The sequence below is a fragment of the Bradyrhizobium sp. B097 genome (assembly GCF_038957035.1).
GTDB lineage: Bacteria > Pseudomonadota > Alphaproteobacteria > Rhizobiales > Xanthobacteraceae > Bradyrhizobium.
In genome coordinates, this window is record NZ_CP152412.1 from 4,570,543 (window position 1) to 4,586,193 (window position 15,651).

Genomic DNA, 15,651 nt, shown 5'->3' on the forward strand with positions numbered 1-15,651 from the left:
GAACAACAATGCCTGCAGGTAGCATACTTGTCGCTGACGACGACACCGCCATCCGGACCGTCCTGAACCAGGCGCTGTCGCGCGCCGGCTATGAGGTGCGCCTGACCGGTAACGCTGCCACGCTGTGGCGCTGGGTCAGCCAGGGCGAGGGCGATCTCGTCATCACCGACGTGGTGATGCCCGACGAGAACGCGTTCGATCTGCTGCCGCGGATCAAGAAGATGCGGCCGAACCTGCCTGTCATCGTGATGAGCGCACAGAACACCTTCATGACCGCGATCCGCGCCTCCGAGCGCGGCGCCTATGAATATCTGCCGAAGCCGTTCGACCTGAAGGAGCTGATCACCATCGTCGGCCGCGCGCTGGCCGAGCCGAAGGAGCGGGTCTCCAGTCCCGCCGACGACGGCGAGTTCGACTCGATCCCGCTGGTCGGCCGCTCGCCGGCGATGCAGGAGATCTACCGCGTGCTGGCGCGGCTGATGCAGACCGATCTCACCGTGATGATCTCGGGCGAGTCAGGCACCGGCAAGGAGCTGGTCGCCCGCGCGCTGCACGACTACGGCCGGCGCCGCAACGGCCCGTTCGTCGCGGTCAACATGGCGGCGATCCCGCGCGACCTGATCGAATCCGAATTGTTCGGCCATGAGCGCGGTGCGTTCACCGGCGCCAACACCCGCGCCTCCGGCCGCTTCGAGCAGGCCGAGGGCGGCACGCTGTTCCTCGACGAGATCGGCGACATGCCGATGGAGGCGCAGACCCGTCTGCTCCGCGTGCTGCAGCAGGGCGAATACACCACCGTCGGCGGCCGCACGCCGATCAAGACCGACGTGCGCATCGTCGCGGCCTCCAACAAGGATCTGCGCATCCTGATCCAGCAGGGCCTGTTCCGTGAAGATCTGTTCTTCCGCCTCAACGTGGTGCCGCTACGGCTGCCGCCGCTGCGCGAGCGGATCGAGGATCTGCCCGACCTGATCCGGCACTTCTTCTCGCTCGCCGAGAAGGACGGCCTGCCGCCGAAGAAGCTCGACACCCAGGCGCTGGAACGGCTCAAGCAGCACCGCTGGCCGGGCAACGTCCGCGAGCTGGAAAACCTCGCCCGGCGGCTCGCCGCGCTGTATCCGCAGGACGTCATCACCGCCTCGGTCATCGACGGCGAGCTGGCGCCGCCGGCGGTCACCTCGGGCAGCACCGCGACCGTCGGCGTCGACAATCTCGGCGGGGCCGTGGAGGCCTATCTGTCCTCGCACTTCTCCGGCTTCCCGAACGGCGTGCCGCCGCCGGGCCTCTACCACCGCATCCTCAAGGAGATCGAGATTCCGCTGCTGACCGCCGCGCTGGCGGCGACCCGCGGCAACCAGATCCGGGCCGCCGACCTGCTCGGATTGAACCGCAATACCCTGCGCAAGAAGATCCGCGACCTCGACATCCAGGTCTACCGGAGCGGCGGGTAGGGCTGACGGGGCGGGGTGCGAGCCTCGCTACCGTTTTTGAGCAGTCACAAATGGTTTTGAGGACACGGCGCCGCACCTCGGCTTGCGCCGCGGAAATGTCGCAATTCGGCAACATTGTGATATGATTGCATCAGTTCGCAATTCCCGCGGGCGATCGCACTCAGCTCAATTGCCGGTATGACCAGCGCAGAGACCACCGCTTCAACGTTACACGCGCCCCCGGCCGAGCCCACTGCAGAGGCGCGGGGCTTCCCGCTGCGGCGCTGGCTGGCGCCGTTTGCCGTGGCGATTGCGCTGCTGTCCGGCTTCCTCACCTTCGTGGTGCTGACCAACCTGACCCCGATCGAGCCGACGCCTGAGGTGGTCCGCTCCTTCCTGATGATCAATGCCGGCACAATCCTGCTGCTGGTCGGCATCATCGTCCGCGAAGTCTGGCAGATGGTGCAGGCGAGGCGGCGCGGCCGGGCGGCGGCGCGGCTGCATGTCCAGATCGTCGGCCTGTTCTCGGTGATCGCGGTGCTGCCCGCCGTGCTGGTGTCGATCGTTGCCAACGTCACCATCGAGCGCGGCCTCGACCGGCTGTTCTCGGGTCCCACCAAGGAGGTGATCCAGAACTCGCTGACGATCGCCAGCGCCTACATGCAGGAGCATGCGCAGCTGATCCGCGGCGACATCCTGGGCATGGCCAGCGACATCTCCCGTGCGCGCCTGACGCCGCTCTACGACCAGGATCGCCTCTCGTTTCGCGAGTTCCTGACCGCCGCCGCGGCCGCGCGCAATCTGCCGGTCGTGGTCCTGATGGACAAGAACGGCAACATCCTGGAGAGCGCCGAGACCGGGATCAGCCTGAGCTATGCGCTGCCGCCGCCCGAATTTCTGAGCAAGGTCAACGATACCGAGCCCGAAATCTCAGTGTTCCCGGAGAGCTATGTCGCCTCTGTGGTCCGTCTCAAGACCTTCGACGACACCTTCCTCTATGTGGCTCGCCTGCTTGATCCGGCGGTCGTTGCCCAGCTCAAGCAGACCCAGACCAGCGCCGCCGAATATGCCCAGCTCGAGACCCGCCGGCTGGGCATCCAGGTGGCGTTCGCGCTGATGTTCGCGGTGATCGCGCTGACCATCCTGATGGCCTCCGTGCTGATCGGCCTCAACTTTGCCAACGGGCTGGTGTCGCCGATCCGCCAGCTGATGGGCGCGGCGAGCGAGATTTCGACCGGTAACCTCGACGTCCAGGTGCCGGTCCACAGATCGGCAAGCGACCTCGCGCTGCTCGGCGAAATCTTCAACAAGATGACCCAGGAGCTGCGCACCCAGCGCAACGAGCTGGTCGATGCCAGCGAGACCATCGACAGCCGCCGCCGCTTCATCGAGGCGGTGCTGTCGTCTGCCAGCGCAGGGATCATCGGGGTCGACGCCTCAGGCACCATCGGCGTCCTCAACCGTTCGGCGGAGAAGCTGATCGGGCATGCCGAGTCGGAGACGCTCGGCCATCCGCTCTCGGACGTGCTGCCCGAGCTCGACGAGATGATGAAGACCGCGCGCGAGGGCACGCAGCGCCTGGTGCAGGGGCAGGTAACGATCCTGCGCGACGGCAATGAGCGCAATCTGTCGGTTCGCGTCTCGGCCGAGCAGACCAGCCAGTCCCGCGACAGCTACATCATCACGCTCGACGACATCACCGAACTGGTCTCCGCGCAGCGCACCTCGGCCTGGGGCGACGTCGCTCGCCGCATTGCCCACGAGATCAAGAACCCGCTGACCCCGATCCAGCTCTCGGCCGAGCGGATCCGCCGCAAGTTCGGCAAGACCATCACCGAAGAGAAGGACAAGTCGATCTTCGAGCAGTGCACTGACACCATCGTGCGCCAGGTCGACGACATCAGGCGCATGGTCGACGAGTTCTCGCGCTTTGCGCGGATGCCGAAGCCCGTGATGGAAGGCGAGGACGTCGCCGACGTGGTCCGTCAGGCGGTGTTCCTGATGAAGGTCGCGCATCCCGATCTCGACATCGAGGCCGACATCAAGCAGTCGCCGCTGCCGGCACAGTTCGACCGCAGGCTGATCTCGCAGGCGCTGACCAACATCATCAAGAACGCGACCGAGGCGATCGAGCAGGTTCCGCGCGAGGAGCTCGGCAAGGGCCGCATCGACGTCGTGGCGCAGCGCGAAGGCGACGACATCCTGATCGATGTCGTCGACAACGGCATCGGCCTGCCCAAGGTCGCCCGTGCGCGGCTGCTCGAGCCCTATGTCACGACGCGGGCCAAGGGCACCGGTCTTGGACTTGCGATCGTCGGCCGCGTTCTCGAGGACCATGGCGGCCGCATCGAGCTCAAGGACGCGTCCGATTTCCGCGACGGCCAGCGCGGTGCCTGGATGCGGCTGCGCTTTTCCGTCACGGGCCAGGCGGCCAAGCCCGAGAACAAGCCGGAGAACAAGGAACAAAAGCCGGACGTGAAATCATCCGACCCCGTCAGCGAAAAAAATCCGCTGCAAGAGCCGACCAACGGCCCGGCACAGGCGACCAACAATGAACCAAAAATCCAAGAACCGATCCAAGAACCCGATCAGCAAGAACCAAATAACCAAGAGCCAAATGCGCAACAGCCAAGAAGCCAACAGCCAAGACTCAAAGCCGCGACGGGCGACTGACAACGCAGGTGTAACCCATGGCAAGTGACATTCTGATTGTCGACGACGAAGCTGACATTCGTGACCTCGTTGCGGGTATCCTGGACGATGAGGGGTTCTCCACGCGCACCGCGCGCGACAGCGATTCGGCGCTTGCCGAGATCGCCAACCGCCGCCCGAACCTGATCTTCCTCGACATCTGGCTGCAGGGCTCCAAGCTCGACGGCCTGCAGCTGCTCGAGCAGATCAAGAAGGACAATGCCGATCTGCCGGTCGTGATGATCTCCGGCCACGGCAACATCGAAACCGCCGTCGCCGCGATCAAGCGCGGTGCCTATGACTTCATCGAGAAGCCGTTCAAGTCGGACCGGCTGATCCTGGTGGCGACGCGGGCGCTGGAGACCTCGCGGCTCAAGCGCGAGGTCAAGGAGCTCAAGCAACTGGCGCCGGCGGCGAGCGTGCTGACCGGCCGCTCGGCCTGCATGAACCAGCTGCGCCAGACCATCGACCGCGCCGCCAAGGCCAACAGCCGCATCCTGATCGTCGGCCCTTCGGGCGCCGGCAAGGAGCTCGCCGCGCGCACGCTGCATCACGCATCCGGGCGCGCCGAGGGGCCGTTCGTGGTGATCAATGCGGCCGCGATCACGCCGGAGCGCATGGAGATCGAGCTGTTCGGCATCGAGGGATCGAACGGCGAGCAGCAGCGCAAGGCCGGTGCGCTCGAGGAAGCGCATGGCGGCACGCTGTTCATCGACGAGATCGCGGACATGCCGCGCGAGACCCAGAACAAGATCCTGCGCGTGCTGGTCGATCAAACCTTCCAGCGCCAGGGCGGCACCGGCAAGGTCCATGTCGACGTCCGCATCATCTCCTCGACCGCGCGCAATCTCGAGGAGGAGATCGCGGCGGGCCGTTTCCGCGAGGATCTCTATCATCGCCTCTCGGTGGTGCCGATCCGGGTGCCGCCGCTGTCGGAGCGCCGCGAGGACATCCCCGAGCTGATCGACTATTTCATGGACCAGATCTCGGCGGCCACCGGCCTGCCGAAGCGGCAGATCGGACAGGACGCGATGGCCGTGCTGCAATCGCATGTCTGGCCGGGCAACGTCCGCCAGCTCCGCAACAATGTCGAGCGCGTGATGATCCTGGCCGGCGGCGGCCCAGAGGCGATCATCACCGCCGACATGCTGCCGCAGGACGTCGGCTCGATGGTGCCGGCGATGCCGACCTCCAACAATGGCGAGCACATCATGGGCCTGCCGCTGCGCGAGGCGCGCGAGGTGTTCGAGCGCGATTATCTGATCGCCCAGATCAGCCGCTTCTCCGGCAACATTTCGCGCACCGCGGAGTTCGTCGGCATGGAGCGCTCGGCGCTGCATCGCAAGCTGAAGGCGCTCGGGGTCGGCTAACGCTCGGGGTCGGCTGATCCGATACGCCCCGTCCGGCAATCGCCGGCGGTCTGGCGCGAAGCCTCGGCGGTCACCCGCCGGGGATGCAAGGCCAGGCTCGGGTCCGGGTGGGCCGGCCAGCGAGGTCAGGGCAGGGCGGGCACAGCCGGGGGATTTATCCACTCTCCACGAGAATATTCGTCTCTTTCCCTGCACTTTCTTAGAATTGCCACCGTGTTCCTCCCGACTGCACCGCGAACCGGCTTGCCTAAAAACCGCGCGTAGCCTCTAATCCTACCGCTACGCCTGCCAGAGGGGGATCTCAGGGCAGGTGGGCGGCTGGAGGAGGCTCCGTCAGAGAGCCGCAACCGGTTCAATAAAAAGAAGCACAAGCTTGCGGGACAAAAACAATGGCGGCAGACCGCGCACAAAATCTACAAGACACCTTCCTTAATCACGTTCGTAAAACAAAAACGCCACTGACGATATTTCTGGTCAACGGGGTAAAGCTGCAGGGCATTGTCACATGGTTCGACAATTTCTGCTTGCTGCTGCGGCGCGACGGTCACTCGCAGCTTGTCTACAAGCACGCGATCTCGACCATCATGCCCGGCGCTCCGATTCAGCTGTTCGAAGGTGGTGAGGACGCACCGGCTTGAGAGTGAACTGATTGGAACCCTTCAATCCTGAAGGGGGCGTCGACCGGACCAAGTCTAGGCCCGGGTCGGCGGGGGACTTGAGCACCGGGCGGGTGATCGTCATCGGCCCCTACCTGCGCACGCGCCGTGGCGACGGCGATGCGCAAACGGATTCCTCTATCCGCGACTACGAAGCGCGGATCGAGGAAGCGGCCGGCCTTGCCGGTGCGATCGACCTCACCGTGGTGGAATCCGTCGTCGCGCCGATCAGCCAGATCCGGCCCGCGACCTATCTCGGCAAGGGTAAGGTCGAGGAGATCAACGGCCTCGTCGCCGGCGACAAGGTTGAGCTCGTGGTGATGGATTGTGCGTTGTCGCCGATCCAGCAGCGCAATCTCGAGAAGGCCTGGAGCACCAAGGTGCTCGACCGCACCGGCCTGATCCTGGAAATCTTCGGCCGCCGCGCCAAGACCAAGGAAGGCGCGCTGCAGGTTGAGCTTGCCCATCTCAATTACCAGCGCAGCCGCCTGGTGCGGTCATGGACCCATCTCGAGCGCCAGCGCGGCGGCTTCGGCTTCATGGGCGGTCCGGGCGAGACCCAGATCGAGGCCGACCGCCGCCTGATTGGCGACCGCATCACGCGGCTTGAGAACGAGTTGAAGAAGGTGCAGGCGACGCGGCGGTTGCATCGCGCCGGACGCCAGCGCGTGCCGTACCGTGTCGTGGCGCTGGTCGGCTACACCAATGCCGGCAAATCGACCCTGTTCAACCGCCTGACGCGCGCCGACGTGCAGGCCGCCGACATGCTGTTTGCGACGCTCGACCCGACTTTGCGCGCGCTCAACCTGCCGCACGGCGGCAAGGCGATGCTGTCGGACACGGTCGGCTTCATCTCCAATCTGCCGACCCAGCTGGTGGCCGCGTTCCGTGCCACGCTGGAGGAAGTGCTGGAGGCCGACATCATCCTGCATGTCCGCGACATCTCCCACGAGGATGCGGAGGCGCAGGAGCGCGACGTCGAGGCGGTGCTGCACCAGCTCGGGATCGATCCCGATGCCGACGGCGGCCAGCGCATCATCGAGGTCTGGAACAAGATCGACCGCTTCGATCCGGAGGAGCGGGACAATCTGCGCAACATCGCCGCGCGCCGGCCGCCGGAGCGGCCGTGCTTCCTGGTCTCGGCCGTCACAGGCGAGGGGATCAATGAGCTCTTGACCGCGATCGAGGATCGCCTCGCGGCCAAGCGCATCACGCTCAATCTTTCGATCGATGCCTCCGACGGCGCCGGCATCAGCTGGCTGCATCGCAATGCCGAGGTCCTGAACAAGGAGCTCAATGGCGAGCGCTTCGACATGACGGTGCGGGTCGACGAGACCAAGCGCGACATCGTCATGTCACGATTCGATGCTCTGCCGCACGGGACGTAGCGTCCCGGACATCCGCGGCGGCAAGGGGGATCGAAGTGGGATCGATGTTCAACCGTCGAACAATTCTCGGCGGCGGCCTGGCAAGCGCTGCGGTCGCAGGAATCTCAACGCGTGGGGTTGCCGACAACGCTGCTTTCGTCGACCCGCCCGCGCTTCGGCCGGTTCTTGCGCGTCCGGACCGCATGTTTCGAGTCACGGTATGCCTGCGTCCGTTCCGCGCTGCCGGTCCGCGCATCGAAGCGGAATGGATCGACAGCAAATATGTCGTCCACAATTATGGGCACGGCGGCAGCGGCTGGTCGCTGTCCTGGGGCGCCGCGCAGGAGGCCGTGCCGCTCGCCCTGCAACTGAGCGCGCGCAACATTGCCGTCCTCGGCGCCGGCGCGATCGGTCTGACGACTGCGATCACCGCCCAGAGAATGGGCGCGACCGTCACGATCTACGCCAAGGAGCGTTTCCCGCAGGTGCGCTCGGCGCGAGCGACCGGAGACTGGTCGCCGGATTCGCGGATCGCGATGGAAGCAGACGTCGCGCCGGACTTTGCCGACCGCTGGGAGCGGATGGCGCGCACGACCTTTGCCACCCATCAGAGCTATCTCGGCCTTGCTGGCAATCCGATCGAATGGACTGATCGCTATTTGCTGTCCGACGACGCGCCCGACGCCGACGGCCGTCCGCACCGGCGCCAGCATGCCGCGGGCGACGGCCAGAAGAAATTCCTCGAATTGCGCGGCCGGATCAGGTCGCTCACGCCGCGATGGGATTTGCTGGCCGCCGGATCGAATCCGTTTCCGGCGCCATACGCCTGGAAGAGCGCCTCGCTGACCTACAACGTCACGGATCTCTACCGTCAGCTCGAAGCGGAGTTTCAGCGCGCCGGCGGGCTCTTCGTGCCGATCGAGTTGCACACGCCGTCCGATCTCTCGAAAATCCGCGAGACCGTCATTGTCAATTGCACCGGCTACGGCGCCCGTGCGTTGTTTCGCGACGAGAGCATCGTTCCGGTGCGCGGCCAGATCGCCTGGCTCATTCCCCAGCCGGATGTCAATTACGGCGTCTTCTATCGCAACCTCAGCGTGCTCGGCCGGCGCGACGGCATCGTCGTCCAGCCGGTCGGCGAAAACGACTATTTCGGCTTCAACGACGACAACGAAACGCCGGATCTCGCCGCCGCGCGCCAGGCAGTGGAAGACGCAGCCAAGTTGTTCAGCCGGGCCTGATCGGCGCTCCGGCACGGCACCGCGCAATCTCCCGAAATGTGACGGCGCCGTGACGCGGCCTCACTCGACCGCGCTGCGACGTGCCGCCGCACTTTCCGTTTGAAATCTGCGGCGCCTTGGTTCATTGCGCTGCTGGACGCAAAGCCGAGGCCGATCAATGCAGGACACCAGCGAAACCATCATCCACGACACACTCGCCGGCCCGAACGGGGATCTTGCCCATGTGCGGGCGCCCGAGATCGTCGATGCCCTCAATGCCCGGGAGCCGGCGGATGCGGCGAAGCTGCTGCAATCGCTGCCGGCCGAGAAGGCGATCGAGGTGCTCGACCTGCCCGGGCTCGACAACACCTGTGAGATCCTGGCCGAGCTGCCGAAGGACGCCGCGGTGTCGCTGCTGTCCGGCGTCTCCGACGACCGTGCCGCCGACATTTTCAAGGAACTGGTCGAGCCGCTGCGCACCACGCTGCTGAACGGCCTCAATCCGGATACTCGCAACGTCATCTCCGGGCTGCTGGCCTATCCCGAGCGCAGCGCCGGCAGCATCATGACGACCGAGTTCGTCAGCGTGCCCTCGAACTGGACCATCGCCGAGGTCCTGCATCACATCCGAATGGTCGAGCGCACCCGCGAGACCGTCTACTCGATCTTCGTTATCGACCCCGTCAAAAAGACGCTGATCCAGGCCGTGCCGCTGCGCCGCCTGATCTCGGCCGACCCGCATGCCAATGTGCTCACTGCGGCTCCCGCGCGGAAGCCGCTGATGATCTCGCCAGAGGCCGACCGCATGGAGGCGGCGCGGCTGATCTCGCGCTACGATCTGCTCGCTGTCGCCGTCGTCGACGGCCCCGGCCATATCCTCGGCATCGTCACGGTCGACGACGTCATCGACGCCATCGTCGAGGAATCGACCGAGGACGCCCAGAAGTTCGGCGGCATGGAAGCGATCGACGAGCCTTATCTGCGGATCGGCTTCCTCGAAATGATCAAGAAGCGCGGCGGCTGGCTGTGCGCGCTGTTCCTCTCGGAAATGCTGACCGCAACCGCGATGCAGTCGTACCAGAGCGAACTCGAGAAGGCGATCGTCCTGACGCTGTTCATCCCGCTGATCATGAGCTCCGGCGGCAATTCCGGCTCCCAGGCCACCTCGCTCCTGATCCGCTCGCTGGCGTTGCACGAGGTGCGGCTGCGCGACTGGTGGCGTGTCGCCATGCGCGAACTGCCGACCGGCATCGTGCTCGGCGCCATCCTGGGCTTGATCGGCATCGTCAGGATCACGCTCTGGCAGACCCTTGGCCTGTTCGACTACGGCCCGCATTGGATGCTGGTGGCCATCACCGTCGGCGCCGCGCTGGTCGGCATCGTCACCTTCGGCTCGCTGTCCGGATCGATGCTGCCGTTCATCCTCAAGCGCATCGGCTTCGATCCGGCGAGCGCGTCCGCGCCCTTCGTCGCGACGCTGGTCGACGTCACCGGCCTCGTGATCTATTTCGGCGTTGCTGCGGTCATCCTGCACGGCACGCTGCTGTGAGGTGAGGGAAGGGCAGAGGTCGTGACCGCGCATATTCGGGCTCAGATTGTTAGATGGGTCAGTGACGATTTCCCAGGGATTGTCGAATGCCGCTTCTCCGACCGGTTCGGCAAAGAATGGGCGATAATCGATAAGCTGCCAATCCTTACGGATGCCGATCTGCGGCCCGATAGCCAACTCCCGCAGCCTGTTCTTATTGCTTGCGAGGTCGTGGCAAGACGGCAAGATGAAATCGGGCGCGAAATCGTTGACATCTCCACTCTGACTCCTTGGGCCATACAAGCCACGGATGGAGCGACGAGCTTCCAGCTTTTCGCGGAGCAACTACAAACGAGCAGAACTCAGCCTTAGAGTAAGCGGGTGTCCGCATATTCGCCGTCGTCCCTGCGAAAGCAGGGACCCATAACCACCGGCCATCGTTATTGCGCTTGGTCGCAGTTCCGCACTACAACTTCGCCCGCCGATGACTTGCGCGGAACTGGCACTGCCTGCCGGTCGATAGATCACGCGGTATGGGTCCCTGCTTTCGCAGGGACGACAGCGGTGGTTGCGGTTTTCGCTTCGTTCCACAGCGCGTCCATCTCTTCCAGCGTCGCGCCGTCGAGCGAACGGCCCTTCGCGGCCAGGGCCTTCTCGATATAGGCAAACCGCCGCTCGAACTTCGCGTTGGTCGCGCGCAGCGCGGTTTCCGGATCGGCGTCGACGTGGCGGGCGAGGTTGACCAGTGCGAACATCAGATCGCCGGTTTCCTCCGCGATCTCCGCTCTGTCGTTGCGGTCAAGCGCGGCCTCGATCTCGTCGGCCTCCTCGCGGATCTTGGCGAGCACGGCGCGCGGATCGTTCCAGTCGAAGCCGACGGTGGATGCCTTGCGCTGCAACTCCATCGCCCGCGTCAGGGCAGGGAGGCCAGCCTTCACGCTGGCAAGCAAGGATTTGTGCGCGGTGTCTTCCGGCGGCCGCTTCGCGGCGCGCTCGGCCTTCTCCTCGGCCTTGATGCGCTCCCAGGCGCTCTTGACGCCGGCGGGCTGGATGTTGCCGTCCTTGTCGGCAAAGACGTGCGGATGACGGCGGATCATCTTCTTCGTGATCGCCTCGACCACGTCGCCGAACGCAAACGCGTTCTGCTCCTCGGCCATCCTTGCGTGATAGACCACCTGCAGCAGAAGGTCGCCGAGCTCCTCGCGCAAATCCTCGAAGTCGCCGCGCGCGATCGCATCCGCGACTTCATAGGCCTCCTCGATCGTGTAGGGCGCGATGGTCTCGAAATTCTGCACGAGGTCCCATGGGCAGCCGGTCACCGGCGTGCGCAGCGCAGCCATGATCTCGATCAGGCGGGAAATGTCGCGGGAAGGGGTCATGGGACACCGGCATCAGGGAGGTCCTGGCTTTATGCCAAAACACCCCTCCCGATCCCAGCAAAACACGCCGGAAACACGGCGCTGTCCACGGATTGGCCGCGGCATCATCAGGTGCTAAATCGCGTTCCATGACCGATCAGAACAATTCCGACACCGCGCTGGTGCTGTTTTCCGGCGGCCAGGATTCCACCACCTGCCTTGCCTGGGCGTTGGACCGCTTCGCCCGCGTCGAAATGCTCGGCTTCACCTATGGCCAGCGCCACGCGATCGAGCTCGACTGCCGCGACCGCCTGCTGGACGGCATCAGGGCTCTGCGGCCGGACTGGGCAGCAAAGCTCGGCGACAGCCACACGCTGGCGATCCCGACGTTGTCGGAGATTTCAGACACCGCGCTGACCCGCGACGTCGCGATCGAAATGGGCGCGGACGGGTTGCCGAACACCTTCGTGCCCGGCCGCAATTTGGTATTCCTCACCTTCGCTGGGGCGTTGGCCTATCGGCGCGGCATCCGCCACATCATCGGCGGCATGTGCGAGACCGACTATTCCGGCTACCCAGACTGCCGCGACGAGACCATCAGGGCTTTGCAGTCGGCGCTCAGCCTCGGCATGGCCAGGGACTTCGAGCTGCACACGCCGCTGATGTGGCTCGACAAGGCCGCGACCTGGCGGCTCGCGCACGAACTCGGCGGGGCAGGGCTGGTCGATCTGATCCGCGAGCATTCCCACACCTGTTACCTGGGCGAACGCGGTGCGCAGCACGATTGGGGCTATGGCTGCGGCGAATGCCCGGCCTGCAGCCTGCGGGCCAAGGGCTGGCGGGAGTATGTCGCGCAACCGTAACCGTGGGCTGATAGCCGTCCGCAGGGGCGCACTGACAAAATATCGAAAACAACCCCATGCAAAGTACCGGCGGCTGCCAGCGTTCGACACGGCAACTTGACACGTCGGGCAACTCAGCGGTATTCTTCTATTATTCCGAAGTCGTGCAGGCGCGGGTGCGCGTGGTCTGGCGCCTTGAATCGCGAACCCATCCTCATCGTCGTCCTGGCGAAAGCCAGGCCCCATTACCCCAAGCCTCAGTTGTTGTGCGACGCTGGGGCCGCGATCCCGTTCACAGGCAAATTCGGTGGCTATGGGGCCTGGCTTTCGCCAGGACGACGATCATATGTGTGGCACCCGCACTGTCATCGCCCGCGCAGGCGGGCGATCCAGTACGTCGCGGCCTCACGGCTCAAGCACCAACGTCTCTGGAATACTCATCACCTGCATACGCATGCGCGGGTGATGACAGCGCGTGGTGTGGCGCGCGAATCCATCCTCATCGTCGTCCCTGCGAAAGCAGGGACCCATAACCACAAATGGTTATTATTGCGCGCCGCTGGAATGACGAGTCCCCTCAACAATATCCGCCGCGGAGTATGGGTCCCTGCTTTTCGCAGGGACGACGGGGAGAGAACCGCTACTCGAAATCCTTAGCCGTCAGCACGATCGGCTGGCCGTGCGGGGTGCGGTCGGCGGCGTGGTCCCAGGCGTCGCGGTAGCGGTGCAGCGTCTCCGGTGTCGTGACGCCCTTGGCGGCAACGAGATGTTCGAGCGTCGCAAGCCAATGCTGGTAATAGGTCTCGCCGGTGTCGGGATCGCCGGCCGCCTGCGCGCGCTTGATCTGATCGGCCAGCGCAGCGGCCCATTCGGGCCAGGTGAACACGCCGCGGTCATGCAGCGTCAACGCCATGGCGAAGGCCTGCGCCTCCCACGGCGCGCGGAACACCGGGCCGTCCTGATCGCGCGGAATGCTGGACACGGCGCTGGTCGCGCGTGCGGCGGCGCCGGCATCCATCAGACCGCCTCCAGATACGGCTCGAACGCGTCGATCGAGACCTTGATGGTCGGATCGGAGTCCGGTCCCCACAGTTCGTGTCCATCGAACACGACGGTGTACAGCCACTGCGGATGCTCGCCGGCATCATTCGCCGCCGTGTCGGGAAACACGTGACAGCCATGATCGCGCTCGATCACCCCGACATGACCGCGCACGTAGCGCGGCAGCCGCGTGTGTGTGGCGGGATGGATGTTCTTCGCCCGCACCCGATCGCCGGCCTTGAATTTCGCCGGAGCTGGTGCGGCGCGGCCGAACTTGCCGCGCACCATGATGCGCTCGACATCGGGGATCGAAAACTTGCCGTGCTTGAGCGATTTCGCCGGCGCGACGGAATGTCCGGCCGCGATGTCGTCCTTGGAGATATAGCCCTTGTCGAGCAGCAGGGCCTCCAGCCCGAGCAGCCATTTCCTGTAATAGGAGCTCGACAGATAGACCTGCGGGGGCAGGGTCTCGCGATAGAACCGCGATGCATCGATGTTGAAGGCGCCGGCCGCGCCCATGGCACGGACCATGGCGAGCACCCGCGATTCCCATTCCTGGTGGAACATCGGCTCGTTCGGCTCGGGCTCGACCTTGCCGAACCCGTCCATGCCGCCCATGTCGTGGACCCCGTTCACGACGGGGCTCCCGGCGTTTTCGCGAATCCGGTGCCGATCATGGAATCGCGCGTCACGAGGTCGGCGAGCTGTTCTTCGCTCCAGCCCTCGGTGCCTGCGGGCCGCATGGGCAGCACCAGGAAGCGTGTTTCAGCCGTAGAGTCCCAGACCCGGATTTCGGTCTCCTTCGGCAGGCTGACGCCGAAATCGGCGAGCACGCCGCGCGGGTCCTTGACCGCGCGCGAGCGATACGGCGAGGCCTTGTACCAGACCGGCGGCAGGCCGAGCATCTCCCAGGGGTAGCAGGAGCACAAAGTGCAGACGACCATGTTGTGGCGGCCGGGCGTGTTCTCGATCGCGACCAGATGGTCGCCGACCCGGCTGACATGGCCGAGGGTGCCGACCGCCTTGCTGGCGTCCTCCAGCAGCGCCTTCTTGAAGGCGGGATCGGCCCAGGCCTTGGCGACGACCCTGGCGCCGTTGTGCGGGCCGATCTTGGTCTCATAGGCCTGCACGATGACGTCGAGCGCGGCGGCCTCGACATAGCCCTTTTCGGTCAGGATCGATTCCAGCGCGCGCACGCGCAACTCGGTCTCCGACAGTTCGGAATGGTCGTGATCGTGGTGGTGATGATCATGTTCGCTCATGCCCAGAGAATAGGCGAAATCGCCGTGCTATGTCGAGGCAAGCCGTACACAACAATGCGAGCAGGGAGGTATGCGTGGTTGACGATGTGACGATCGAAAAGGGCCTCGGACCGGAGGGGCGCATCGCGGTGGTCCGTTTCGACCGCGGCGACGGTATCAACGCGCTGTCGCCGGAGGCACTGCGGCAGTTGACCGATGCGGCGCGCAGCTTCGAGGACGATGGCGAGACCTCGGTGGTGGTGCTGACCGGCGGCGCCAAATCGTTCAGCGCCGGCTTCGACCTCAAGGATGCCGAGGGACGCTCGCGCCAGACCATGGATCTGGGCACGCTGCGCCGTCACCTGAAGCTCGGGCCGCGGCTGACGCGCGCCTGGCAGGAGATGGAGCAGGTCACGATCGCCGCGATCGAGGGCTTTTGCGTCGGTGGCGGCGTAGCGCTCGCGGTCGCGCTGGATTTCCGGGTCATGGCGCGCGATGCGCATCTGCGCGTGCCGGAGATCGCGCTCGGCATGAACATGAGCTGGCAGAGCGTGCCGCGCATGCTGCATCTGATGGGGCCGGCGCGCACCAAGCAGGCCGTGATCCTGGCCGACGACCGGATCTCGGCTGACGAGGCTTACGAATGGGGCCTGGTGGAGCAGGTGACTGATCCGGGCAAATCGTATGACGCTGCGATGGCGCTCGCGGCCAAGGTCGCCGCCCAGCCGCCGATTTCGGTGGCGATGACCAAGCTGACGGTCAACCGGCTGGCGCATGCGCTCGACGATCTCGCCAGCCACATGGATCTCGACCAGTTCGCGCTGGCGAGCCTGACCGACGACCACAAGGAGGGCGTCGCGGCCTTCCTCGGACGGCGCAAGCCGCGCTTCAGGGGGCGCTGACAGCT

At 65.2% G+C, this 15,651-nt stretch carries 13 protein-coding genes; 9 read left to right on the forward strand and 4 right to left on the reverse strand.

The window, feature by feature from the left end:
• The first annotated feature begins 8 nt into the window (after positions 1 to 8).
• From ntrC to mgtE, 7 genes are all read left to right on the forward strand, one after another.
• Positions 9 to 1,451, forward strand: coding sequence for a nitrogen regulation protein NR(I) (ntrC, locus tag AAFG07_RS21555; RefSeq protein WP_029084144.1), 1,443 nt, complete (start codon positions 9 to 11; stop codon positions 1,449 to 1,451).
• Positions 1,452 to 1,628: 177 nt separating this feature from the next.
• Entirely contained in the window at positions 1,629 to 4,103 is a 2,475-nt protein-coding gene (locus AAFG07_RS21560) for a PAS domain-containing sensor histidine kinase (protein WP_342728991.1), read from the forward strand.
• Positions 4,104 to 4,120: 17 nt separating this feature from the next.
• Entirely contained in the window at positions 4,121 to 5,491 is a 1,371-nt protein-coding gene (locus tag AAFG07_RS21565) for a sigma-54 dependent transcriptional regulator (protein ID WP_342728992.1), read from the forward strand.
• A gap of 389 nt (positions 5,492 to 5,880) precedes the next feature.
• On the forward strand, positions 5,881 to 6,129 hold the full coding sequence (gene hfq / locus AAFG07_RS21570; protein WP_006020546.1) for an RNA chaperone Hfq: 249 nt from the start codon (positions 5,881 to 5,883) through the stop codon (positions 6,127 to 6,129).
• A gap of 77 nt (positions 6,130 to 6,206) precedes the next feature.
• Positions 6,207 to 7,535 carry a GTPase HflX gene (gene hflX / locus AAFG07_RS21575; protein ID WP_342728993.1) on the forward strand — a complete coding sequence of 443 codons (1,329 nt, stop codon included), beginning with the start codon at positions 6,207 to 6,209 and terminating at the stop codon, positions 7,533 to 7,535.
• A gap of 44 nt (positions 7,536 to 7,579) precedes the next feature.
• Positions 7,580 to 8,755, forward strand: a complete 1,176-nt coding sequence (locus tag AAFG07_RS21580) for an FAD-dependent oxidoreductase (RefSeq protein WP_342728994.1) — start codon at positions 7,580 to 7,582, stop codon at positions 8,753 to 8,755.
• A 157-nt stretch (positions 8,756 to 8,912) separates the two neighbouring features.
• Positions 8,913 to 10,283: a magnesium transporter gene (mgtE, locus tag AAFG07_RS21585; protein WP_342728995.1), complete on the forward strand. Its 1,371-nt coding sequence runs from the start codon at positions 8,913 to 8,915 to the stop codon at positions 10,281 to 10,283.
• A 503-nt stretch (positions 10,284 to 10,786) separates the two neighbouring features.
• Here the strand turns inward: mgtE and mazG are convergent.
• Positions 10,787 to 11,641 carry a nucleoside triphosphate pyrophosphohydrolase gene (mazG, locus tag AAFG07_RS21590; RefSeq protein ID WP_342728996.1) on the reverse strand — a complete coding sequence of 285 codons (855 nt, stop codon included), beginning with the start codon at positions 11,639 to 11,641 and terminating at the stop codon, positions 10,787 to 10,789.
• A 128-nt stretch (positions 11,642 to 11,769) separates the two neighbouring features.
• Between mazG and queC the strand changes: the two genes are divergently transcribed.
• Entirely contained in the window at positions 11,770 to 12,483 is a 714-nt protein-coding gene (gene queC, locus AAFG07_RS21595; protein WP_342728997.1) for a 7-cyano-7-deazaguanine synthase QueC, read from the forward strand.
• Between the two features lie 619 nt (positions 12,484 to 13,102).
• Here queC and AAFG07_RS21600 read toward each other — a convergent pair.
• The 3 genes from AAFG07_RS21600 to nthA are packed head-to-tail and all read right to left on the reverse strand — an operon-like array spanning position 13,103 to position 14,765.
• Positions 13,103 to 13,480 carry a nitrile hydratase accessory protein gene (locus AAFG07_RS21600; RefSeq protein WP_212314486.1) on the reverse strand — a complete coding sequence of 126 codons (378 nt, stop codon included), beginning with the start codon at positions 13,478 to 13,480 and terminating at the stop codon, positions 13,103 to 13,105.
• Entirely contained in the window at positions 13,480 to 14,139 is a 660-nt protein-coding gene (nthB, locus tag AAFG07_RS21605; protein ID WP_342728998.1) for a nitrile hydratase subunit beta, read from the reverse strand. Before nthB ends, AAFG07_RS21600 begins: the two co-directional genes overlap by 1 nt.
• Positions 14,136 to 14,765, reverse strand: a complete 630-nt coding sequence (nthA, locus tag AAFG07_RS21610) for a nitrile hydratase subunit alpha (RefSeq protein WP_342728999.1) — start codon at positions 14,763 to 14,765, stop codon at positions 14,136 to 14,138. Before nthA ends, nthB begins: the two co-directional genes overlap by 4 nt.
• Before the next feature lie 74 nt (positions 14,766 to 14,839).
• Here nthA and AAFG07_RS21615 point away from each other — a divergent pair, with 74 nt between their 5' ends.
• Complete coding sequence (locus AAFG07_RS21615; RefSeq protein WP_342729000.1) at positions 14,840 to 15,646, forward strand: enoyl-CoA hydratase/isomerase family protein; 807 nt, start codon at positions 14,840 to 14,842, stop codon at positions 15,644 to 15,646.
• Positions 15,647 to 15,651 lie beyond the last annotated feature (5 nt).

Excerpts from the sequence above, each read along its gene's own strand:
- ntrC (WP_029084144.1), top strand. The coding sequence starts at position 9 with ATGCCTGCAGGTAGCATACTTGTCGCTGACGACGACACCGCCATCCGG.
- AAFG07_RS21560 (WP_342728991.1), top strand. The coding sequence starts at position 1,629 with ATGACCAGCGCAGAGACCACCGCTTCAACGTTACACGCGCCCCCGGCC.
- AAFG07_RS21565 (WP_342728992.1), top strand. The coding sequence starts at position 4,121 with ATGGCAAGTGACATTCTGATTGTCGACGACGAAGCTGACATTCGTGAC.
- hfq (WP_006020546.1), top strand. The coding sequence starts at position 5,881 with ATGGCGGCAGACCGCGCACAAAATCTACAAGACACCTTCCTTAATCAC.
- AAFG07_RS21580 (WP_342728994.1), top strand. The coding sequence starts at position 7,580 with ATGTTCAACCGTCGAACAATTCTCGGCGGCGGCCTGGCAAGCGCTGCG.
- mgtE (WP_342728995.1), top strand. The coding sequence starts at position 8,913 with ATGCAGGACACCAGCGAAACCATCATCCACGACACACTCGCCGGCCCG.
- mazG (WP_342728996.1), bottom strand. The coding sequence starts at position 11,641 with ATGACCCCTTCCCGCGACATTTCCCGCCTGATCGAGATCATGGCTGCG.
- queC (WP_342728997.1), top strand. The coding sequence starts at position 11,770 with ATGACCGATCAGAACAATTCCGACACCGCGCTGGTGCTGTTTTCCGGC.
- AAFG07_RS21600 (WP_212314486.1), bottom strand. The coding sequence starts at position 13,480 with ATGGATGCCGGCGCCGCCGCACGCGCGACCAGCGCCGTGTCCAGCATT.
- nthA (WP_342728999.1), bottom strand. The coding sequence starts at position 14,765 with ATGAGCGAACATGATCATCACCACCACGATCACGACCATTCCGAACTG.